Annotated in this window: 21 protein-coding genes and 1 pseudogene; 19 read left to right on the plus strand and 3 right to left on the minus strand. The window is 69.2% G+C overall.

Going from position 1 to position 21,899, the window contains the following annotated elements; genetic code table 11:
- The first annotated feature begins 1 nt into the window (after nt 1).
- From ACFPQ9_RS26195 to ACFPQ9_RS26260, 14 genes are all read left to right on the plus strand, one after another.
- Complete coding sequence (locus ACFPQ9_RS26195; protein WP_380857971.1) at nt 2-988, plus strand: phage tail tube protein; 987 nt, start codon at nt 2-4, stop codon at nt 986-988.
- A gap of 9 nt (nt 989-997) precedes the next feature.
- Nucleotides 998-1,510, plus strand: coding sequence for a hypothetical protein (locus tag ACFPQ9_RS26200; protein ID WP_380857974.1), 513 nt, complete (start codon nt 998-1,000; stop codon nt 1,508-1,510).
- A 9-nt stretch (nt 1,511-1,519) separates the two neighbouring features.
- Nucleotides 1,520-2,077, plus strand: a complete 558-nt coding sequence (locus ACFPQ9_RS26205; protein WP_380857977.1) for a hypothetical protein — start codon at nt 1,520-1,522, stop codon at nt 2,075-2,077.
- A gap of 80 nt (nt 2,078-2,157) precedes the next feature.
- A complete protein-coding gene (locus ACFPQ9_RS26210) occupies nt 2,158-5,979 on the plus strand; it encodes a hypothetical protein (RefSeq protein ID WP_380857980.1) in 3,822 nt (1,273 codons plus the stop codon).
- A gap of 11 nt (nt 5,980-5,990) precedes the next feature.
- Nucleotides 5,991-8,417 (plus strand): LamG-like jellyroll fold domain-containing protein, encoded by a 2,427-nt coding sequence (locus tag ACFPQ9_RS26215; RefSeq protein WP_380857983.1) that lies wholly within the window; start codon nt 5,991-5,993, stop codon nt 8,415-8,417.
- Nucleotides 8,418-8,427: 10 nt separating this feature from the next.
- Complete coding sequence (locus ACFPQ9_RS26220; protein WP_380857986.1) at nt 8,428-8,937, plus strand: hypothetical protein; 510 nt, start codon at nt 8,428-8,430, stop codon at nt 8,935-8,937.
- Complete coding sequence (locus tag ACFPQ9_RS26225; RefSeq protein ID WP_380857989.1) at nt 8,934-9,431, plus strand: hypothetical protein; 498 nt, start codon at nt 8,934-8,936, stop codon at nt 9,429-9,431. The genes ACFPQ9_RS26220 and ACFPQ9_RS26225 overlap by 4 nt, the downstream gene beginning before the upstream one ends.
- A gap of 9 nt (nt 9,432-9,440) precedes the next feature.
- Nucleotides 9,441-9,686: a hypothetical protein gene (locus tag ACFPQ9_RS26230; RefSeq protein WP_380857992.1), complete on the plus strand. Its 246-nt coding sequence runs from the start codon at nt 9,441-9,443 to the stop codon at nt 9,684-9,686.
- A 65-nt stretch (nt 9,687-9,751) separates the two neighbouring features.
- Nucleotides 9,752-10,558, plus strand: a complete 807-nt coding sequence (locus ACFPQ9_RS26235; protein WP_380857994.1) for a peptidoglycan-binding protein — start codon at nt 9,752-9,754, stop codon at nt 10,556-10,558.
- A 145-nt stretch (nt 10,559-10,703) separates the two neighbouring features.
- A complete protein-coding gene (locus ACFPQ9_RS26240; protein WP_380857997.1) occupies nt 10,704-10,865 on the plus strand; it encodes a hypothetical protein in 162 nt (53 codons plus the stop codon).
- A gap of 24 nt (nt 10,866-10,889) precedes the next feature.
- Nucleotides 10,890-11,201 carry a hypothetical protein gene (locus ACFPQ9_RS26245; protein WP_380857999.1) on the plus strand — a complete coding sequence of 104 codons (312 nt, stop codon included), beginning with the start codon at nt 10,890-10,892 and terminating at the stop codon, nt 11,199-11,201.
- A 9-nt stretch (nt 11,202-11,210) separates the two neighbouring features.
- Nucleotides 11,211-11,498 (plus strand): hypothetical protein, encoded by a 288-nt coding sequence (locus tag ACFPQ9_RS26250; RefSeq protein WP_380858002.1) that lies wholly within the window; start codon nt 11,211-11,213, stop codon nt 11,496-11,498.
- Nucleotides 11,495-12,178, plus strand: a complete 684-nt coding sequence (locus ACFPQ9_RS26255) for a collagen-like protein (protein WP_380858005.1) — start codon at nt 11,495-11,497, stop codon at nt 12,176-12,178. The genes ACFPQ9_RS26250 and ACFPQ9_RS26255 overlap by 4 nt, the downstream gene beginning before the upstream one ends.
- 71 nt (nt 12,179-12,249) lie before the next feature.
- The gene (locus ACFPQ9_RS26260; protein ID WP_380858008.1) at nt 12,250-12,912 is read left to right on the plus strand and encodes an HAD family hydrolase; all 663 of its coding nucleotides are present in this window, start codon (nt 12,250-12,252) and stop codon (nt 12,910-12,912) included.
- Here ACFPQ9_RS26260 and ACFPQ9_RS26265 read toward each other — a convergent pair.
- Nucleotides 12,893-14,113 (minus strand): helix-turn-helix transcriptional regulator, encoded by a 1,221-nt coding sequence (locus tag ACFPQ9_RS26265; RefSeq protein ID WP_380858010.1) that lies wholly within the window; start codon nt 14,111-14,113, stop codon nt 12,893-12,895. The genes ACFPQ9_RS26260 and ACFPQ9_RS26265 overlap by 20 nt on opposite strands.
- A 915-nt stretch (nt 14,114-15,028) precedes the next feature.
- Here ACFPQ9_RS26265 and ACFPQ9_RS26270 point away from each other — a divergent pair.
- Nucleotides 15,029-15,373, plus strand: a complete 345-nt coding sequence (locus ACFPQ9_RS26270) for a hypothetical protein (protein ID WP_380858013.1) — start codon at nt 15,029-15,031, stop codon at nt 15,371-15,373.
- A gap of 419 nt (nt 15,374-15,792) precedes the next feature.
- Here the strand turns inward: ACFPQ9_RS26270 and ACFPQ9_RS26275 are convergent, their stop codons facing one another.
- A complete protein-coding gene (locus ACFPQ9_RS26275; protein ID WP_380858016.1) occupies nt 15,793-16,026 on the minus strand; it encodes a helix-turn-helix domain-containing protein in 234 nt (77 codons plus the stop codon).
- A 563-nt stretch (nt 16,027-16,589) separates the two neighbouring features.
- Between ACFPQ9_RS26275 and ACFPQ9_RS26280 the strand changes: the two are divergent.
- A pseudogene (locus tag ACFPQ9_RS26280) lies at nt 16,590-17,087 on the plus strand (GNAT family N-acetyltransferase); the annotation flags it as partial.
- Nucleotides 17,088-17,146: 59 nt separating this feature from the next.
- Here the strand turns inward: ACFPQ9_RS26280 and ACFPQ9_RS26285 are convergent.
- A complete protein-coding gene (locus ACFPQ9_RS26285; RefSeq protein ID WP_380858019.1) occupies nt 17,147-18,202 on the minus strand; it encodes a LacI family DNA-binding transcriptional regulator in 1,056 nt (351 codons plus the stop codon).
- A gap of 407 nt (nt 18,203-18,609) precedes the next feature.
- On the opposite strand from ACFPQ9_RS26285, the gene ACFPQ9_RS26290 reads away from it, so the two are divergent.
- Genes ACFPQ9_RS26290 through ACFPQ9_RS26300 form a run of 3 tightly spaced genes read left to right on the plus strand, consistent with a single transcriptional unit; the run spans nt 18,610 to nt 21,859 of the window.
- Complete coding sequence (locus ACFPQ9_RS26290; protein ID WP_380858022.1) at nt 18,610-19,935, plus strand: ABC transporter substrate-binding protein; 1,326 nt, start codon at nt 18,610-18,612, stop codon at nt 19,933-19,935.
- Nucleotides 19,932-20,960: a carbohydrate ABC transporter permease gene (locus ACFPQ9_RS26295; protein WP_380858025.1), complete on the plus strand. Its 1,029-nt coding sequence runs from the start codon at nt 19,932-19,934 to the stop codon at nt 20,958-20,960. Before ACFPQ9_RS26290 ends, ACFPQ9_RS26295 begins: the two co-directional genes overlap by 4 nt.
- The gene (locus ACFPQ9_RS26300; RefSeq protein ID WP_380858028.1) at nt 20,957-21,859 is read left to right on the plus strand and encodes a carbohydrate ABC transporter permease; all 903 of its coding nucleotides are present in this window, start codon (nt 20,957-20,959) and stop codon (nt 21,857-21,859) included. The genes ACFPQ9_RS26295 and ACFPQ9_RS26300 overlap by 4 nt, the downstream gene beginning before the upstream one ends.
- The last annotated feature ends 40 nt before the right edge of the window (nt 21,860-21,899 follow it).

A 21,899-nucleotide genomic window follows, 5' to 3' on the forward strand; every position in this document is an offset into this window, starting at 1 on the left:
CATGGCGATCGGATCCGGGCTCGGCGCCCAGCTCGGTATCGCGGCCGAGTCCAGCTACGGCACTTACCAGGCGCCCAGCAAGTTCGTGGAGTTCACCAAGGAGAGCCTGGTCCTCAAGAAGTCGACTGCCCAGAGCGCGGGCATCGCGGCCGGACGCCTCCTGCCCCTGTCCTCGCGGCGTGTGCTGACGCGTAAGGAGGCCTCCGGCAGCATCGACATGGAGGTCACCAACAAGGCCATGGGTCTGCTGCTCCAGGGCCTGATGGGCAGTCCGGCTACTCCTGTGCAGCAGGGCGTCACGACGGCCTACCTGCAGACGCACACACTCGCATCGGTGGCGGGCAAGTCCCTCACGATCCAGAAGGGCGTGCCGCTTACCTCGGGTGTGGTCACCGACAAGACCTTCGTCGGCTGCAAGATCATCAGCGCCGAGTTCAGTTGCGAGTCGCCTGGAATGCTCACTGCGACTTTCGAGATCGACGGCAAGGACTGCGACGAGGGCCAGACGTTGGCCGTCGCCAGCTACTCCGCCATGAGCCCGTTTCACTTCGGGCAGATGGCGGTCAAGGCCGGCGCGTACGCCTCGGAGGCCGCGCTGGACGGCATCCGCAAGGTGTCGGTGAAGATCGAGCGGCCGCAGGATGTGGAGCGGTTCTACGCCGGGCAGGCAGGCCTCAAGCGCGAGCCGATCGAAAACGATCAGGTGAAGATCAGCGGCACGCTGGAGACGGACTACACCCACACGACCCTGGACGATCTGCACACGAGCGACGCTGCGACCAGCTTGGTGTGGGAGTTCATCGGCCCCAACATCGCGTCTACGTTCGACGAGGCTTTCCGGATCGTGCTGCCCGCGATCAAGCTGGACGAAGGCCCGCCGACGGTCGACGGGTTCGGCGTCGTGAAGCCGAGCTTCAACTTCACCGGCCTGTTCGACGGCACCAACCAGCCGCGCATCGAGTACATGTCGACGGACACCGCGCTGTGAGGTGACCTCATGGTGCGGGACATCCGCGTGACCGGCACCGGCCAGCTGCTCGAGCTGTCAGCCAAGTTGCGCCGGGCCGGTCACGAGAACATCCGCAGCAGCTTCCACCGGCGCATCCGCCGGGCGGCTGAGCCGCTCCGCAACGATCTGCAGGACACCATCCGCGGCCTGAACATCACCTCGCAGGGCCGGGGGTCGGGCAAGCGGGGCGGACCGTCACCGACGACCCGTCCGCTACGGGCGACCATCGCGGAGGCCGTCCGCATCTCGGTACGGACCGGCAGCAGCCCGGGCGCCCGCGTGTGGCTCGACCGGTCCCGCCTCCCGGCAGACATCCCGGTGGGCCTGGTGAACCGGCTCAACGAGGGCAGGGTGCGCCACCCCGTGTTCGCCAACAGACGCCGCTGGGCGCAGCAGAACACCACACCCCTGTGGTGGGACCAGACCGTGCGAGCCCACCAGCCACGCATCACCCGAGAGATAGAGCGCGTCGTCGATGACGTGCGACGTCATCTGGAATAGGAGCATCCGATGATCGTTGTCTACACGCCGGAGGACGGCGAACCCGAGCACTACGACGCCACCACCCTGCGGGTGTCGGAGGCAGCGATCGTGCAGCGCACGGTCGATATGAAGTGGCAGCAGATCGCCCTTGGGCTGGAGCAGGACGACCTCGACGCGATGCGCGGCATCGTCTGGGTGATCAAGAAGCGCAGCCAGCCCACGCTGCGGTTCGGCGACTTCGACCCCATCATCACCGAGCTGACGACTCTGATGGACAACAAGGAGGTGGCCGCCTGGCTCGACCGGGCGTGGGACTCCACCGAGGGCGACCCGGGCGTGACCCCTGAGAAGTTCGCCGAGATCGTCCTCAAGGAGCTGCCCGGCATCTCCGCCGACCCTGAGTACGCGCGCGCCCTGATCGCGGAGAAGACGGCGGCCCCAAAAGAGGACGTGCCCGAGCCCAGCCCGCCGGCGGTGACAGCCGAGCCCGAGAGCCCGAGCCCGACATCGAGTACGCCCGTGACGTCTACCTCGGACTCTTCGCCCACATCCTCCACATCCCACCCCGAGACGTTGACGACCTGACCGTCGGCGACTTCTACAACCTCGCCGCCTGGATCGATCAGCACCAGGCAGCACTCCAGGCGGAAGGGGGTGGATGAGGCATGCCGTCGATGAACTTCCTGCTCACCGGCCAGGACGGCCTGTCCCACATCTTCGACCAGGTCGGTCACCACGCCACCCAGCTGCGGAACCGAATCCGGGACGCCACGCGGGACGCGGGCAACAGCCTCAACACGTTCACCACGAACGCCGGCAACCAGCTCTCGCAGCTGCAGCGGGACACCGATGCCGGGGGCAAGGCGGTCGACGCCCTGAAGCGGGCGACGATGCTGCTGGCGCCGGCCGCGATCCCGGCGGCCGCCTCGCTGGCGCCGATCGCGGCCGGCGCCGGAACGGTCGCGGTCGCCCTGGGCGTCATGGGCGCCGCGCTCGGCCCGCAGATCTCCAAGCTGGGCGAGGCGTCCGACGCGCAGAAGGCTTACGACGACGCGGTCGCCAAGAGCGGGGCCCGCTCGGAGGATGCGGTCAAGAAGCAGGCCGCCGCCGTGCAGGCCATGGCCGAGCTGCCGCCGGAGACGCGCAAGGCGGCCGTTGCCCTCGGCCTCCTGAAGGACACCTATCAGGACTGGTCCGACGAGCTGTCGGCCGACACGATGGCGCCCTTCAACAAGGGCATCGCCCTCACCAACACGTTGCTGCCGAAGACCAGCGGTCTCGTCAAGGTCACGTCGGCTGAGGCCGACCGCCTCATGACGATCCTCGGCGGGGAAATGTCCTCGCCCGGCCTGGACCGCCTGAACTCGAACTTCACCACGTTCGCACAGAAGACCCTGCGCGGAGTCAACGACCAGATCGTCCACCTGCTCCGCCTCTCCGGCAGCGGCGAAGTCGGCGGCAACACCCGGCAGTTCCTCGACTGGGCCCGGGCACAGGGGCCGACCGTGGCGAGCGTGCTCAAGAGCGTGACCACGGCTCTGCTGAACGTCCTGGAGGCGGGCAGCGACGTGGGGGTGGGCCTGCTCCAGGCGGTCGAGGTCATCGCCCGTCTGGTGTCGGCCGTACCGCCCCAGGCGATCGCCATGTTCCTGCAGCTGGCGATCGCGATGAAGCTCACCAAAGCCGCCGCGCTCGGCCTGGTCGCCGCGCGCTCCGCGCTGGCCGGCTTCGGGATCAGCCTGGTCGCGGTCAACACCGCGGCGTCCGCTGCGCCGACACGGCTCGCCGCGGTCCGGGCCGGGATCATGGCCCTGTCCCGGACGACCCGTATCGCGATGGCCGGCACCGGGATCGGCCTGCTGCTGATCGCACTGTCGGAGCTGTCGGAGCGGGGCAAGGAAACACCGCCGGACGTCGACAAACTGACCAGCTCCCTGAAGCGCCTGGGTGCGACGGGGCAGGTCACCGGCGAGGCCGCGGACAAGTTCGGCAGCGACCTCGGCGAGCTGTACGGGAAGGTGCGCGCCCTCACCGATCCGTCGACCACCGACAAGGTGCAGCAGTTCCTGGTCGGTTGGACCGGCTGGGACTCCACTCCGGTGAAGGACGCCAAGGAGTGGATCGACAGCGTCGACAAGAGCCTCGCCAGCCTGGTGCAGAACGGCGACGCGGACCTGGCGGCGGCCGCACTCAAGCGGTACACCGCGGCCTACGTGAAGAGCGGCGGCGACGCCGATCAGTTCACGAGCAAGCTCGGCGACTACAAGTCGGCTCTGGCCGACGCCAAGTTCGAGCAGCAGCTCGCGGCCGATTCGATGGGGCTGTTCGGTGCCCAGGCGCAGAAGGTTCAGAGGGAGCTCGACGCGCAGAAGCGTTCGACGGACGGGCTGAGGCAGAGCATCCAGGCCCTCAACGACGTGCAGCGCGCCGGCCTCGGCGGGATGATCGGCTTCGAGTCGGCGATCGACGCCGCGGCGAAGGCGGCGCAGGAGAACGCCGGCGCGTTGGACATGACGGGCGGCAAGCTCAACCTCAACTCCGAGAAGGCCAGGAACGCGGCCTCGGCGCTGCAGGACCTGGCGTCGAAGACCGACGACGCGGCGGCCAGCGCCCGGGAGTCGGGCTCGTCGTGGGAGACCGTCAACGGCATCTACACCAGGGGCCGGGACGCACTGATCAAGAACGCTCAGGCCATGGGCCTGAGCCGCTCCGAGGCCGCGCAGCTCGCCGACCAGATCCTGAAGATCCCGGACAAGAAGACCCGCGTCACGATGAACAAGGAGGACGCCGAGCGCGACCTCAACTCGTTCAACGCCGCGGTCAAGCGGTCCCCGGGCAGCAAGAGCGTCACCCTCAAGACCCTGTCCAAGGGAGCGGAGCAGATCCTCGAGGGCTTCGGCCTGAAGGTGAAGCGGCTGCCGAACGGCAGCGTCACCGTCTCGGCCAAGGCCGGCAAGGCGCTGACCGACGTCCGCGGCGTCAAGAACGCGGTGGACTCCCTCTACAGCAAGTCGATCACCATCACGGCTCACTACCGCAAGGACGGCGCCAGCTTCCTCGGTGCGTCGGGCCGGTACGCGTCCGGCGGCCGTGTCCGCGGCTACGCGGGCGGTGGTGAGATCCAGGCGTTCCCGGAGGGCGGCTACGTCCGCGGGCCGGGCACGGCAACGTCGGACTCCATCCTGGCGCTGTTCGGATCGGGCGCCCGGGGCCGGGTGGCCGACACGGAGTACGTGATCCGGTCGGCCATCGTGCGCAAGTACGGGGTGCCGTTCTTCGATGCCCTCAACGCCGGACGGCTGATGCTGCCCGGCATGGCTGCCTTCGGTGGCGGGCTCGCCGATGGCGGCGCGACCGCCGCCGGGGCGGCCGTGGCCGGCGGCCTCGCCGTCGGTATGGCTGGCAGCACGGGGCAAGTCGGGGCAGCGGCACGGGTCATGGCGGCCGCCGTCGTCTCCGGGATCCGCGACGAGCTGGAGATCCGGTCGCCGTCGAAGAAGACCAAGGCTCTGGCGCAGGACGTCGGGAAGGGTTTCATCACCGGCCTGACCGGTTCCCGCGACAAGATCAAGTCGGTGGCGGCGGACCTCGCCCGGGACATCAAGACCGCTTTCACCGGCAAGAAGGAGTCCAACCTCCTGAAGGCCGTGGACAAGCAGACGAAGAAGCTGCTGGACGCTGCCGCCAAACGGGACGCGATCGCCAAGAAGATCGCCGACGCGAAGGCCTACGCGTCCGACGTCACCAAGACCGCCCGGGATCAGGCGAGTCTGTCCGGTCTCGGCATGGACGCCGACCAGGTCACGGCCGGCGGAATCAAGGGCGGGCTCGCGGCCAAGCTGGCCCAGATCAAGCAGTTCAGCAAGTACGTCGACATCCTCGCTAAACGCGGGCTGAACAAGGGCCTGATCCGGCAGATCCTCAACATGGGTCCGGAGGCCGGCTACGCCTACGCGTCAGCCCTGGCGGGCGCCGACAAGTCCACGATCTCATCGATCAACAAGACCCAGGCGGCGATCGATACCGAGACGAAGAAGCTCGGCAACAAGGGCGCCGACATCCTCTACGACTCCGGCAAGAACGCAGGCAAGGGCTTCCTCAAGGGATTGGAGGGCCAGCAGAAGGACATCGAGAAGCTGATGCTGAAGATCGCCCAGGGGATGCAGAAGGCCATCAAGAAGAGCCTGGGGATCAAGAGCCCCAGCACGGTCATGGCCAAGCTCGGCGCGTTCTCGACCGAGGGCCTGGCCCGCGGCCTGGTCGACGGCATGCCCGCCCTCGACCGCTCCCTGGCCGCCGTGTCCGGCCGCGTGTCCGGCATCCAACCGGTGATGGGCCGTGCGGCTGTGGCCGGCCGTGGCGGCGGGACTGTCATCCAGATCCAGATCGATGGCGCCCTCGACCCGCAGGCCGTGGCCCGGCAGGTCCGCACGATGCTGCTCACCCTGAAGCGCGATCTCGGCGGCGGCGAACTCGGTATCGCCTGAAGGGAGGGACGGTGACGAATGCCATCGTCGATGTCTTCTTCGGTTCCACGCTGACCTCCTCGGGGCCGGTGGCCACGGACGTCAGCCAGCACGTCGACCTGATCCGCGGCATCGAAATCAACCGCGGTGCGCAGGACGAGCTGTCCGAGATCCAGCCGAGCTCGTGCCGGATCCCGCTCGACAACTCTGACGGCCGCTTCACTCCTGCCCGGGCCGCGTCGCCGTACTACCCGAACGTCAAGAAGGGGGTACCGATCCGGGTGTCCGTGGCGACGTACACACCGCGGACCGGATCGGCGCCCTACCCCGCCGCCATGCTCAGCGACGACTTCGACGACAACCGGATCAGCACGACGCTGTGGCCGAACAGCTACGGCGGCGTCACCGAAACCGGCGGCAGGGCCCGCGTGCCCCTCACTCCGGGCGTGAGCGCCGGCTACCTCACCGCCCGGGAATGGACCCTGCCAGGCAGCCAGCTCACCGCTCGGCTCGTCACCGTCCCGGCCGCGAACGGATCCTCGTCCGCCGCGGCGGGCATCTACGTCAACTCGACCACGTCCGGCACTCGTCTCGGCTGGCGGTACAACGCACTCACCGGCAACCTGTCCGCCGAGAACCAGACCAGCTTCTTCGACGGCAGCGCCGTCTCCCTCACCTACTCCCCGTTCAGCCACGCCTGGCTGCGCATCCGCGAGACGGCGGGCACGGTGTTCTGGGAGACCAGCAGCGACGGCGCAAGCTGGACGGTGCGCCGCAGCCTGGCTACGCCAGCCTGGGTGACCAGCCAGACCCTCACGGTCGAGATGCCGTCGGCCCGCACCGGCGGCACCGGCGACTACATCGAGTGGGACTACGTCGGCGCGACGGTGCACCCGCGATTCTTCGGCACGGTCCAGAACTGGCCGACCACCTGGAAGGGCCTCGCCTCCACCGCCGCGATCACGTGCACGGACCTGCTGACCTGGTCCAGCATCGTCAAGGAACTCCAGTCGATGCTGGTCCAGGAAGTCCTCCTCGACCGGCCGACCGTGTTCTTCCCGCTGACTGAGCCAGCCGACAGCTCCAGCGCCGGCAACATCTCAGGCACTGCCGGCGTCGGCAGCCTGTCCCTCGTGCAGGCCGGATCCGGCGGCACCCTGGAATTCGCCGGCGGAATGGGCCCGAACGGGCAGCCCTGCCCGGTGTTCACGCCCGCCTCGTCCTCAGCAGGGAAGTACCTCTCGGCGGACCTGGGGCCGGGCTTCACCGACGCCAACGCCTCCTTCCGGATCCGGGCGGAGTGCTGGTTCTCGACCAGCACGAAGGACCGTGTACTGCTGGCGATGACCTCGTCCGATGCAGAGACCAAGATGGTCATCTCGCTGAACAGCGGGACGGGCGGCCTACAGGTCCAGGTCCAGAGCCCTGGCTCCGGACTGGTGGCAACCTTGTGGGGAACGCCGGACCTGGCCGACGGCCAGCTGCACCACCTCGTCTACAACGAGTTCACGGGCGAAGTCGCGGTCGACGGCGTCACCTACTCGGCATCCAACTTCAGCCCGAACGACCAGCGCCTGCTGTACATCGGCGGCTTCCAGAACACCCGTCTGTGGAACGGACTGATCTCCCACGTCGCGCTGTACGTGCGCTCGGTCACCACGGCCGACCTCACCCCGCACTACACCACCGGCACGACCGGTCACGCAGGGGAGAGCGCATCGGCCCGCATGTCCCGCCTCGCGTCCTACGCCGGCCTGGCCGTCACCGCCCAGGGGTCCGCCTTCGACGCCGTGGCGTCACAGGCCGACCTCGGCCGCAGCGCGCTGGAGCACATGCGCGACATCGCACGGACCGAGTCCGGCAAGCTACTCACCAACCGTTCCAGCGGGATCCCGCTGATCTTCCAGTCCCGCGACCTGCGCTACAACCCCGTGGCAGCCCTGACCCTGGAGTACGCGGACCTGGAGACCGACGGCGTCGAGTACGCCTACGACGACCAGAAGGTCATCAATGCGGTCACCGCGTCCCGGCCCGGCGGCGCCACCCAGCGGGTCATCAGCCAGGCATCGATCGACGCCTACGGCGAGAAGCCACAGCCCCTGGACCTGCTGAAGAACACCGACAACGCCGCGGCGGACGCCGCGAACTGGGTCATCAGCCGGTACGCCGACCCGCCGCCCGAGGTGCGGCAGGTACCGATCGAGGCGTACAGCATGCCGGTCGCCACCTACCGCGCCCTGCTGGACGCCGACGTGTCCACGGTGCTCAGCCTGACCGTGCTGCCGGATCAGGCGCCCGCCAGCACGGCCACCGTCGTCGTCGAGGGCTACACCGAGAACATCGGCCTGCGCCAGCACAAGCTCGACTTCCACACCAGCCGGGCGGACACCGACACGGTGTGGGTCCTCGACGACTCCACGTACTCGGTCCTCGGCTCCACCACGCGACTCGCCTACTAGGAGGTGCGCTGTGCTCATCCCCGTTGTGCGGGCCGAAGCGTTCTACCTGCCACCGCCCACCCAGCCCGCCGACTCCTGGGCGCTGGTGCCGCCGGCCGAGAGGGTGTTCCGCTGGGTCGAGCTGCGCCAGCAGCGCCGCCTCCAGCCACCGGACGGCTTCATCATCGGGCACACGATCTACGCCCGCATCAACCAAGGCCGCTGGGTGGCGGACTGCCCGTGCGGTAGCGCGCAGGTTGTTACCCCCACCGACCCGAGGATTGCGTGTACCGAGTGCGGCGCGGGCTGGTTCCGGCTGATCTTCCCCGAGGACCCGGCCGCCGCCGAGGCAGAGGTCGCCGACGACCTGCCGCACGAGCGGAACTGGTGGCACCCCGAGGACACATCGTGGGACCGGCCGCCTCCGCCGAAGGAACCGGAGCCTGAGGGGATGGAGTTGGCGAACGCCCTCGCGTCCGCGGTGCTGTCCGGCGCCCCGCGCGAGTCCCTTGCCTCACTCGTTGAGGAGGTGACCCGGTGACGTTTGCGCCCAGGACCTGGGTCGTCGGCGAGGTCGTCACCGCGGCCCTGCTCAACCAGGAGATCCGCGACCAGATCAACAGCATGCTGGCGGCCTGGACCAGCTACACCCCGACCTGGCAGTCGAGCGGCACCGCACCGAACCTCAGCAACGGCACGATCGTCGGCCGCCACATGAAGATCGGCCGCACCGTCATCGCCACCATCAACCAGACAAACGGCTCGACGACCACCTACGGCACCGGCAACTACAACTGGACCCTGCCCTTCCAGGCCGCCAACGCCGGCGCCAACCTGATCGGCCTCGCCCACTACCTCGGCACTGCCCGATGGAACGGCACCACCGTCATCAGCGCCAACGCCACCACCATGAGCCCGTTCTTCAGCACCGCGAACAACGACACCCGCATCGACTTCATGACCAACAGCAAGCCGGAGACCCTCGCCTCCGGCGGACAGACCCGCATGACGTTCCTGTACGAAGCCGCCGCATAGGAGACCCCGATGGCTGAGCTCGACCTCCGTCTCACTGCCAACGACGGCAGCCGCCCCGCCTTCGAAGTCCGCGTCAACGATGGCGGCATGGACGGCGGCAGCACCTGCCAGTTCTTCATCGGCGGACAGCCTGGCGGCGTCACTCCCGAGGCTCTGACCGCCGCCGTCCAGGCGTTCGCCGAAAGCCTCGGCTCCGTTCCCGGCGCGTCCGTCGTGAGCGTCACCCGCCTCACCGTCGCCGGAGAGAGCCTGTAGGCCACTCGTTCACCGCCGCCCCGCGCCTGCCGGCCGGGGCCTCTTTTATGTCTGGAGCACCCACGTTGAAGCTCGTCACCAGAGAACAGCTGGGCTGGCCCGCATCGGCCGCCCCCACACAGACATCCGCCAAGGGCGTCAAGATCCACTACGAGGGCACGGCCGTGAGCAGGAGCCTGCTCACCAACCACAGCGCGTGCCTCTCGGAGTGGAAGTCGATCCGCAAGTCGCACCTGGCCAACGCGAAGGAGAACTACTCCGACATCGCCTACAACTACGGCGCCTGCCCGCACGGTTACCTGCTCGAGGGCCGCGGCCTGGGCAAGCGCACCGGAGCAAATGGCAGCCAGGAACTCAACCGCGCCCACTACGCGATCGTCGGGCTCGTCGGCAGCGAGGGACTGACCGATCCGACGGACGCCATGCTCGGCGCGATCCGCGACGGCATCGAGCTGCTGCGCAAGCACGGCGCCGGCACCGAAATCAAGGGTCATCGCGACGGCTACGCCACCGCCTGCCCGGGCGGCCCGCTGTACGCGTGGGTGCAGAAGGGCGCGCCCCGACCGGCAGGTACGACCAAGCCCGCGACCACTCCGGCCAAGCCGAAGTACGAGCCGTACCCGGGCGCCGACTTCTTCATGCGAGGCAACGGGCCGGCCCTCGGCAAGCAATCGGCGATCTTCACCGCGATGGGGAAACGTCTCATCGCTGTCGGCTGCGGCCGCTACCAGGTCGGCCCGGGCCCGAAGCTGGGCCAGGCCGACGTGGCCTCCTACGAGGCGTGGCAGCGCAAGTGCGGCTACAGCGGGGCGGCGGCGAAGTGGCCGCCCGGCAAGAGCACCTGGGACAGGCTCCAGGTCCCCAACGTGTGATGAGCCACGACCGCGGTACGCCGCCGGCCGACTGGCCAGGTCTGGAGTTGACCGGGTCACGAAGCTGACCGACGACATCTACTTCGGTTGGCTGGCCTCGGAGCCCAACCCGACGTTCTGGCACTGGTGCACCGCGCTGGAGAACGTGCCCGAAGAGCACAAGGTGTACGCCGGCTGCTGGGTAGCGGCCGGTACGAACGCGCACACCCTCGTGTCCCGCGAGCCCCTGCACCTCGAGCCGAGCCTGCTGTGGCGTTGCTGCGGCACTCACGGCTTCGTCCGCAGCGGGGTGTGGATCCCCGCCTGACCTGCTCACAGAAGGGGGCCGTTGATGCCCGCTCTGTTCATTTCCGTCATGCGTACCGGCGTCCCGCTCGTCGCGGGGTGGCTGCTCACCCTGGCCGTGAAGACCGGAGTCACCATCGACTCCGACGCGGTGACGTACGCCGTCACCGTCGCCCTGGTCCTCGTCTACTACGTGGTCTTCCGGCTGCTCGAGGTCCTCGGCAGCAGGCTCCGAGGCACCGCTCTCCAAAGGTTCTCGGGCATCCTGCTGGGCTGGGCCCGGCCGCCGCAGTATCCGGACGCCGGCGGCAGCCTGCCGCCGTTGACCGGCACCGTCTCCTCGCGCGACCCGCTGTAGGGAGCCACCTTGGACGCCACCACGATCGGCAGCCTGCTCGTTGGTGTGGGCGCGGTCGCCGCGGCGGTGGTGGCGTACCTCGGGAAGCGCGGCGAGACCGCCCTCACCGGCTACTCCTCGCTCACCGGCACCCTGCAAAAGGAACGTGACCGGCTCGACGGCAAGGTCACTGAGCTCCACACGCAGCTGGCTGACGCCGCACGCCTCCGCGCCGATGACCAGGCTGAGATCGCGCGGCTGCGTGAAGAGAACGCCAGGCTGCGCGATCTCACCATCCAACTCGGAGGACAACCGTGACCCGAACAGAGCGAGCGTTGGCCCGCCGTTGGCGCCCGTTGGCGCTGCTGTTCTGGCTCGTCGCCCTGTCCGGCGCGGTCGTCATCATCTGGGGACGCATCGACGCCGAGTCGACTGCCCGCCAGGACGCGGTCGCCGAGGCCAATCTCAGGGGCGAGGCCGTCAGCGTCCTCGCCAGCGATGTACGCGTGCTCCGCCAGCAGGTCAAGGCGGCTGGGAAGACGCCGGCAGCCCCTGACCCGGCGAGGGCAGTCGACGACCTTCCCGCACGGGCGGAGGTTCCCGTACCGATCCCCGGTCCCGCAGGACCTCGCGGGCCGCAAGGGGAACCAGGGAGCCCCGGGGCAGACGCGACCGGCTCACCGGGCGCCTCGGGCGCGCCCGGGCAGCCCGGCGCCGACTCCACCGTGCCCGGCCCGCAGGGGCCACAAGGGGCACAGGGTCCGCCCGGCGCTGACTCCACCGTGCCGGGGCCGAGCGGTCCCCCTGGCCGCGACGGCCGAGACGGCGTCGACGGCGAGGACGGACAGAACTGCCCGGACGGGTACACCCTCCAGGCACCAGAGTGGGATCCGGACGCGCTTGTCTGCCGGCGCACCGGAGCGCCGGCACCCGAGCCGACCGACGGCGGCGGCGTGCTCTCCATGGCCCTCGATCCGTACCGACGGCAGTACCCATAACCACCGCGGCCCCGCTCTCCTTCGGGAGGGCGGGGCCGCTTTCGTTGTGATGGCGCGGGTACGCTGCCCGCATGATTCGCGCTGTGATCTTCGACGTCGGTGAATGCCTCGTAGACGAGACCCGGGAATACGGCACGTGGGCCGACTGGCTCGGCGTCCCCCGCCACACCTTCGCCGCCATGTTCGGCGCAGTCATCGCCCAGGGCCGCGACTACCGCGACACCTTCCAGGAGTTCCAACCCGGCTTCGACCTGTACGCCGAGCGAGAGCGCCGCGCGGAGGCCGGGAAGCCTGAGACGTTCGGCGAGGACGATCTATACCCGGACGTTCGGCCCGCGCTCGCCCAGCTGCGCAGCAATGGGCTGTGGCTCGGCATCGCGGGCAACCAGACCGTACGCGCCGGCGGCCTGCTGCGCAGGCTGTTCACGGATGATGTTGACCTGATCGGCACCTCGGACGACTGGGGGGCCAGCAAGCCGGACATCGCGTTCTTCGACCGCGTAGCCGAGGTCGCGCCGGTCCCCGTCGAGGAGATCCTCTACGTCGGTGACCGGGTCGACAACGACCTGCGGCCGGCGGTCGCCGCGGGGATGCACACCGCGCTCGTCCACCGGGGACCGTGGGCCACGATCCAGTGGCGGACCGAGGAAGCGGAGAAGCTCCCGACCTTCCGGGTCGAGAGCCTTCTCCAACTGCCGCCCATGATCGAGAGGTTCAACGGGCGAGAGCACTGACCGTCGTCGACCAGCCGTACAGCCGGTCGTCGAGCTCGCGCACGCACCGCTCATGCTGATGGGGGGCGAGCGCCCGGCGGACTTCCCGGATCCGGTCCATGCCCATCGCGTACCAGGTCCGCTCGAGCTGGTCGAGCGCGCGGACTGCGTACCCGCACGCGGCGTCCGGATCACCGGCTGCAACCTCTACGGCCGCAAGGTCACCGAGGACCACGGTCGTCTGCTTCTCCTCGGCTGGATTGAGGTCGTCCAGGACACTGAGCAGCGTGGCCCGCGCCTGCGGCAGATGCCCGGCGCGCAGCTGCGTGTTCCCCTTGAACGCAGCCAGCCGCACCGGCGAAAACCAGTCCAGCCACTCCGGCGACTGGTGCTCACTGCCGCGGGCGAGGACGTCCTCGGCGTGTCCGATCAAGTGCAGCGCGGTCCGGGTGTTGCCGCAGCGGGTCTCGCACTCCGCCTCCACCGCATCTAGCCACGCGAGGAGTTCGGCGGACGCCGGCCCGCGCCGGGCGTAGGTCCGGGCGGCCACCATCCGCTCGACGGCCAAATCGCGCTCGCCCTCCCACGCAGGGATGAATGCCGTGTGCGCGAGGACCGCGCTGCCGAGCAGCGGGTCGTCTGCCTCACTCGCGGCTTGCAGCGCACGCAGCAGCGTCTGCTGTGCCCGGTCGGCGTCGCGAAGGTCGAAGAACTCGATCCTGCCGCTCAACAGCCAGGTCTCGGCGAGGGCCGCAGCGGTACGGGCCCGGGTCTGCCCAGCAGTCTCAGGAAGTAGGGCGCAGCCGAGGGTGGCGTGCGCGACCGCGGCCGGGTGCAGCGTGGCGGGGGCAACGGACCAGTACAGGCGCCGGTGCGAGCGGGTCACCGCCTCGTAGTCGTCGGCCGCCGACGCCGGCTGCACAGCAACTGCGCGGGTGGGCACGGCCGCCAAGCCTATGGCGGCCGTGGCGGCGAGGACGGTGCGCCGACCCCGGTCAGGCGCGCCGCCGGCTGGGGTGAATCCCATGGATTCCAGGTCCTGGCCGAGGAGCCGCGTGAGAGTCTGTGCCATCTCGGGCTGTGGCCACGGCGGCTCCTCGGATTCCCAACGTCGCACCTGGCGGACACCGACGCCGAGCGCATCAGCCAGGGCCTGCTGCGAGTGGTATCCGGCGGCCAGCCGGGCGGCCTTGAGGCGGGTGTTTCCTGCAGGGCGTGCCACTGCGCGTACCTCCATATCGAGCGCTGCGCCAAGTGTCGCGGGAAGTCCTACCGTTGGCCACCTGTCACCCACGCAGGCCAATGAAAGTCCCATTACGGGCCGCAAAAAGACCCCTTGAAGTCCTCGGCTCGCCGGATTGCGAGGGCCACTCTTGGGACGTCCGATCCGTTGCAGGTGTCCGAGGAGCCGCGATGCCCACCACTCGTTTACCGTCTGCCGCAGGATGCAGCCTCTACGAAGCCGGGCAGGACTGGGACGCGATTCGCGTATCGCGCACCGTCGGCCTCGCCGCAATGGCCATCCTCGGTGCGCGGGGCGGGGCCGTCGTTGAGGACCCCCTCAGCGCAGCCGTCTATTACTTCGTCCCGTGCGGCACTGCCGTCGACTGGGACCTTGAGGGCACCCGTGCACTCGGCACGGGAGCAAGCGTGACGATCCCGCCCAGCCGTTGCACCACAGGACCCGGGCCGCGATGGCGCGTGTGTCCTGGGGAGGATGGCTGGCTGACGGATCCGGACGCTCTGCGTGCAGCGATCGAGGACGCATGCGGCCAGCAGCCCGCATCGGAGCGGTCGGCATGAACATCACCCCCACTGAATGGACCGCAGCGGCTCCCACCGCCAGCATCCTCGAGGTGCTGCCGCTCCCCAAGTCGGCGACTCTGTCGGACGCACAACGCCGCGGCGTGAACTGCGTCTGGTGTGGCATCGTCCTCAACTCGCAGACCGCACGCAGCCTCGGACAGCGGCCGCAGCCCGCCGGCGGCGACATCTTCCCCCGCGGCTGCGGCTCCTGCGTCTGCGCCAAAGCAGCTCGCGTCCACACCACACACACCCGGAACTGCAGGCACTGCACCAGCGCAGACCCGTGCGACACCGCGAGGGCCCTCCACCGTGCCGCTGAAGGGGAACGCTGATGACCGCGGCCCCGGACGTGAAGCCCGCCCTCGAAGGCGCCGCCCTGCTCCCCGTCCCACGCCTCAGCACCCTCACCGAGCACCAGGTCCGCGGCATCACCTGCGTATGGAACTCCGCGCCCCTCCACCCCCACAACGCCATCGATCTGGGCGCACGCCACACTCGTCGCGCCGGCAAGCCTGTGGCGTGGTACCCGCGCGGCTGCCGCCCGTGTGTAGCCGCCGCTGCACTGGCGCAGATCACTGTGCACGCGGCCTCGTGCCGCAGTTGCCAGCACGAGACCGTCGACCCGTGCGAGACGGCGATCGCTCTGAATCGGCTGTTCAGGGAGTACCCGCGATGATGACTCCCGTACAAGAGGCGCTTTTCGCGCTGGGTGACCACTCCGTCCGGTGCCCCACCTGCAAGCCGGAGTGGCATGGCGAGACTCCCGTGCACCGGCCATGCGCGGTCGCCAACAGTCTGTATGAACAGTGGCGCAAGGCCCGCCGAGCGGCGGCGACAACATGAACTGCGCGCGATGCGACAAGCAGATCAGCATCGGCCGCTGCGACGTCATCACCAACCCTGGCGCATCCGGGCCCGGCGCGGAGATCTACGTCTGCAGGGGGTGGTGCAAACGCACGTGGCACCCGTCAGCGCCAGGGCCGCCCGTCCACCTCACAGCGATATCCGAACCCCGCTCCCGGCCGCGACGTCGATCGCGCCGGTAGCGGAGTGAGAGGCGGCCGCCCCTGCCCCCCGTCGGGGGTGGTCGCTCCTTCACGTGACGAGGTCAGCGAGCGAGACCTCGAGGACCCAGGCGATGCGTAGCAGCGTGCCGACCTTCATCTCACGTCCGGACTCCACGTTCTGGACGGTACGACGGTCGACGCGAGCGGCCTGCCAGACCTGGTCCTGAGTGAGGCCCTGGCGCCGGCGCTCGGCGCGGACGCGCTCGCCGATGACCTTCAGGCGGTCGGGCGTCCAGTCGTCATCGTCGGGCAGGTCTCGCACCAGTCACACGCTGGAGTGATCAAGATAGGTTGTCTGCGGTCTGCGTTCCGCTTTTTGTGATCTTGATTCCCGGGCATCGGGGATGGGTCGCGGTCGCCGGTCTTACTCGGGATCACCACTCAGCCCACCCCACCCACATAGAACAAGTGTTTGAATATGGCGGACGTCCGTTCGCCCCAAGGACGGCCATCGTCGGTATCGCTTCCCAGGCTCACCGGCGTACGGCCGCGCGGCACCCCCGGTGTAGACGGGGGTGCCGCTGTCATTTAGTACGCGGTTACGGCGCTTTGCACTCACCCAGGCCCGCCCTGGGCAACCTTCGTCAGGCCGTGTTCCCACGGGAACACGGCCCCTCATTCAGGGGATATCGAGCGTCATTCAGCGTCATCGAACGGGGTCAGTATGTCCGTTATCCCTGCATCCTTGCAGGTCAGGTATGTAACAAAAATGGGTTCGAGTCCCGTCACTCACCCTTGTTGATCAGCCGGTGACTTCAGCGATGGAGTCACCGGCTGATCGCGTTTCCCGGCAGTTCCGGCCGCGGCCGCCCTAGGCTGCCGACGATGACCGAGCCCCGCGTACGCGCCGAACCCCTCCGCACCGACCGGCTGGACCTGCTCCCGCTGCGCGTCGAGCACGCCGTGGAGATGGCCGCGGTCCTGTCGGACCCGGCGCTGCACCGTTTCATCGGCGGTGCCCCGCTCTCCCCCGACTCCCTGAGCGCCCGCTACGAACGTCTCGTCGCCGGCTCCCCCGACCCGGCCGTGTCCTGGTGCAACTGGGTGCTGCGACTGCGCGCCGGGGCCTGCCTCGTGGGCACGGTCCAGGCGACGGTCACCGCGGACGGCACCGCCGAGATCGCCTGGGTGATCGGCACGTCATGGCAGCGGCACGGCCTCGCCTCCGAAGCGGCCCGCGCCCTCGTCGTATGGCTGGAGCAGGGCCCCGTCCACACGGTCGTCGCCCATGTCCACCCCGACCACCACGCCTCGGCGGCGGTCGCCGCGGCGGCCGGCCTCGGGCCGACCGAGGAGCGGCAGGACGGGGAGATCCGCTGGCGGCGCCGGCGCGGTGACCGACCTGGCGTCACATCCCGTACGCCGACCGCCGGCCGGTCCGTTCAGGACGACGCCCGGGTCACCAACTCCGTGGCCAGCACCGCCTGGGTCCGCTCCAGCCCCCTCGACGCCGCCGGGCGACGGTCCGCGATCTCGGTGAGGAGGAGGTCTATCATGCGGCGGCCCATCTCCTCGATGGGCTGGCGCACGCTGGTGAGCGGCGGGTCCATGTGGCGGGCTATCGCGGAGTCGTCGTACCCGACGAGCGCCACGTCGTCGGGGATACGGCGGCCCGCCTCGCGCAGGGCCTGGCGGGCGCCGGCCGCGGTGACGTCCGATGCCGCGAAGACCGCGTCGAGGTCGGGGCGGCGCTCCAGCAGGGCCCGCATCGCGCGGGCGCCGCCCTCCTCCGTGAAGTCGCCGGGCTCGATCAGCCCGTCGTCCGCCGGGCGGCCGGCGTCACGCAGAGCGTCGCGGTAGCCGTCGACGCGGCGCTGGGCACCGTAGACGTCGAGGCGGCCGGTGATGTGGGCGATGCGGCTGCGGCCCCGGTCCATCAGGTGCTCGACCGCCGAGCGGGCGCCGCCGTAGTTGTCCGAGTCCACCGAGGTCAGCGTCTCAGCGGCCGATCTGGGGCCGCTGATCACCGCGGGGATCTCCAGCTGGGCCAGCAGGTCGGGCAGCGGGTCGTCCGCATGCACCGAGACCAGCAGGACGCCGTCCACCCGGTGGGCGGCCAGATACTGGGCCAGGCGGCGCCGCTCCTTGTCGCTGCCCGCGAAGATCAGCAGCAGCTGCATCTCGGTGTCCGAGAGCTCGGCGCCCACGCCCTTGAGCATGTCCGAGAAGTACGGCTCCGCGAAGAACCGGGTCTCCGGCTCGGGCACGACCAGCGCGATGGCGTCCGTGCGGTTCGCCGCGAGGGCACGGGCCGCGGTGTTGGGGACGTAACCGAGTTCGGCGACCGCCGCCTCCACCGCCGCGCGGGTCGCGTCGCTGACCCGGGGCGAGCCGTTGATCACCCGGGAGACGGTGCCGCGCCCGACACCCGCGCGGGCCGCCACCTCTTCGAGGGTGGGCCGACCACCGCTCCGGCCCCGCGCTCCGTGGCTTGCCATGGGCTCCGCCTTCCCGCCGTATCCTCACCTGGCCTGGAATCTAACAGTCCCGCATGCTGCACTGAGCGCCCCGGCGGCTGCCGCCCCCAGACCCCCGCTCCGGCCCTGGACCGGCCTCGTCCTCGAACTCCCCCACTCACGGCTCCGCTCGAGCGGGGGACCCCCACGACCGGCCGACCCGGTTCCAGTTAACGGCCCGATAACTGAACGCAGAACTCCGCTCCCCCACCCTTGACACCCCCGCCCGGACCGGCGAACCTTCAACACATCACATGTGGGAGCGCTCCCACAGTACCTGACACATACACATCCCGCACGTTCCCCGCCCGAGCCGCAGCGTGAACAATGAACGGGCCCAACAGTGCAGTTGGCCGGGGGGTCGGCACGTCAGGCAACAGGAGGACGCAATGCGCACGAGTACCCGCAGGTCCCGCCGGCTGATGGCTCTCGCAGCCACAGCCGCGCTGACGACAGGGCTGCTCGCCGGCTGCGCCGAGGACTCGGACGACGGCTCTTCGAACGAGGGCGGTGGCAACGGCGGCGGAGGCAAGACCACGCTCACCATCGGCACCTTCGGTGTCTTCGGCTACAAGCAGGCCGGCCTCTACGACGAGTACATGAAGCTCCACCCCGACATCAACATCAAGGAGAACGTCACCACCCGTACCGACGTCTACTGGCCCAAGACCCTCACCCGCCTCCAGGCCGGGTCCGGCACCGACGACATCCAGGCGATCGAGGTCGGCAACATCACCGAGGCCGTGCAGACGCAGGCCGAGAAGTTCGTCGACCTCGGCAAGGACGTCGACAAGTCGCAGTGGCTGGACTGGAAGAACGCCCAGGCCACCACCAAGGACGGCAAGCTGATCGGGCTCGGCACCGACGTCGGCCCGATGGCGATCTGCTACCGCAAGGACCTCTTCGAGAAGGCCGGTCTGGAGACCGACCGCGCCAAGCTCGCCGAGCAGTGGAAGGGCGACTGGGGCAAGTACGTCGACCTCGGCAAGGAGTACATGAAGAAGGCGCCCAGCGGCACCAAGTTCGTGGACTCGGCCTCCTCCGTCTACAACGCCGCCCTCGGTGGCGAGACCGAGCGGTACTACGACAAGGACGGCAACGTCGTCTGGGACAAGTCCGCGGGTGTGAAGAAGGCCTGGAACGTCGCCATGGAGGTGGCGACCAGCGACATGTCGGCGAAGCTGAAGCAGTTCGACAAGCCGTGGGACCAGGGCTACGCCAACGGCACCTTCGCCACGGTGGCCTGCCCGGCCTGGATGGTCGGCTACATCCAGGAGAAGTCCGGCGAATCGGGCAAGGGCAAGTGGGACGTGGCGGCGGCGCCCACCGCGGCCAACTGGGGCGGTTCGTTCATCGGCGTGCCGACGGCGAGCAAGCACCAGAAGGAGGCCGTCGAGCTGGCGAAGTGGCTGACCGCCCCTGAACAGCAGGCGAAGGTCTTCGCCAAGCAGGCCAGCTTCCCGTCGACCCCGTCGGCGTACTCGGCCCTGAAGCCGGCCGCCGAGACCCAGGCGTACTTCTCGAACGCGCCGATCACGGAGATCTTCTCGGCCTCGGCCGAGACCATCCCGACCCAGTACCTGGGCGCGAAGGACCAGCCGATCGGCACCGCGATCACCGACATCGGCATCCTCCAGGTCGAGCAGAAGGGCAAGTCCGCCGACGAGGGCTGGGACGCCGCCACCGCGGAGATCAAGGACGTGCTCGGCCAGTGAGCAGTTCCAAGCAGGCCCTCGCGCATCCCGCGCCGAGTGCCGACGCCGCGCCCGGTGACCAGCCGGGCGCGGCCGGCCGCGCGCACGGTCGCGGTACCCCACCGCCGGGGAGCAGCTCCTGGCGGAGCCGGCTGTACCGCTGGGACATGAAGGCGTCGCCGTACGCGTTCATCGCCCCCTTCTTCATCGTCTTCGGGGCGTTCTCGCTCGTCCCGCTGCTCTACACGGCCTGGTACTCGCTGCACAACGTGCAGCTGGCGAACCTGGACGGCCAGTCCTGGGCGGGCCTGGACAACTACCGGAACCTGCTGTCCTCGGACTTCTTCTGGAACGCGCTGTGGAACACCTTCACCATCGGTGTGATCTCCACGGTGCCGCAGCTGCTGATGGCGATCGGCCTGGCGCATCTGCTCAACTACAAGCTGCGCGGGTCGACCGTGTGGCGGGTCGTGATGCTCACCCCGTACGCCACCTCGGTGGCGGCGGCGACGCTGGTGTTCGTGCTGCTGTACTCGTGGGACGGCGGCATGATCAACTGGCTGCTGGACTTCGTCGGCATCGACCCGGTCAACTGGCGCGAGTCCGACTGGGGTTCGCAGTTCGCGGTGTCCTCGATCGTGATCTGGCGCTGGACGGGCTACAACGCGCTGATCTATCTGGCGGCGATGCAGGCGATCCCGGTCGACCTCTACGAGTCCGCGGCGATCGACGGCGCCAACCGCTGGCAGCAGTTCATCCATGTGACGATCCCGCAGCTGCGGCCGACGATCCTGTTCACGGTGGTCGTCTCCACGATCGGCGCGACCCAGCTCTTCGGTGAGCCCCTGCTGTTCGGCGGGGTCTCCGGTTCCAAGGGCGGCTCCGAGCACCAGTACCAGACGCTCGGTCTGTACATGTACGACCAGGGCTGGATCATCGGCAACCTCGGCAAGGCGTCCGCGATCGCCTGGTCGATGTTCCTGATCCTGCTGATCGTCGCCGTGATCCAGCTGCTGATCTCCCGACGGCTGAGGAAGTCCCAATGACCGCGACCGAACTGACGGCACCCCAGTCCACGGAGCCCGCGAAGACCCCGCGCGAGCGGCCCCGGGTGATGGGCGCGGGCAAGCAGCTGCACGCCGGCCCGCTCACCTATGTCGTGCTGTCCCTCTTCGCGCTAGTGTCGCTGGCCCCGCTGGTGTGGACGGCGATCGCGGCCTCGCGCACCAACCAGCGCCTGGCGGAGACGCCCCCGCCGCTGTGGTTCGGCGGGAACCTGTTCAAGAACATGGAACGGGCCTGGGAGGAGGGCGGGCTCGGCACGGCGATGTTCAACACCATCTTCGTGGCGGGCATGATCACCATCAGCACGGTGCTGTTCTCCACGCTCGCCGGCTTCGCCTTCGCCAAACTCCGCTTCAAGTTCTCCGGCGTCCTGCTGCTGCTGACGATCGGCACCATGATGATCCCGCCGCAGCTGGCGGTCGTACCGCTGTATCTGTGGATGGCGGACCTCGGCTGGTCGAACCAGCTCCAGACGGTCATCCTGCCGACGCTGTGCACGGCCTTCGGCACGTTCTTCATGCGCCAGTACCTGGTGCAGGCGCTGCCGACCGAGCTGATCGAGGCGGCGCGGGTGGACGGCGCGAGCAGTCTGCGGGTCGTCTGGCACGTGGTGTTCCCGGCGGCGCGGCCGGCGATGGCGGTCCTCGGTCTGCTGACCTTCGTATTCGCCTGGAACGACTTCCTGTGGCCGATCATCGCCCTGAACCAGGAGAACCCGACGGTGCAGGTCGCCCTCAACTCCCTGGGTACCGGCTACGTTCCCGACCAGGCGGTGATCATGGCGGGCGCGCTGCTCGGCACGCTGCCGCTGCTGATCGCCTTCCTGCTGTTCGGCAAGCAGATCGTGGGCGGCATCATGCAGGGCGCGGTCAAGGGCTGACGCCGCCCGCTCCGTTTTCGTCCATACGGCTTCGGGGGCC

Source organism: Streptomyces coerulescens (assembly GCF_042657965.1).
Lineage (GTDB): Bacteria > Actinomycetota > Actinomycetes > Streptomycetales > Streptomycetaceae > Streptomyces > Streptomyces coerulescens.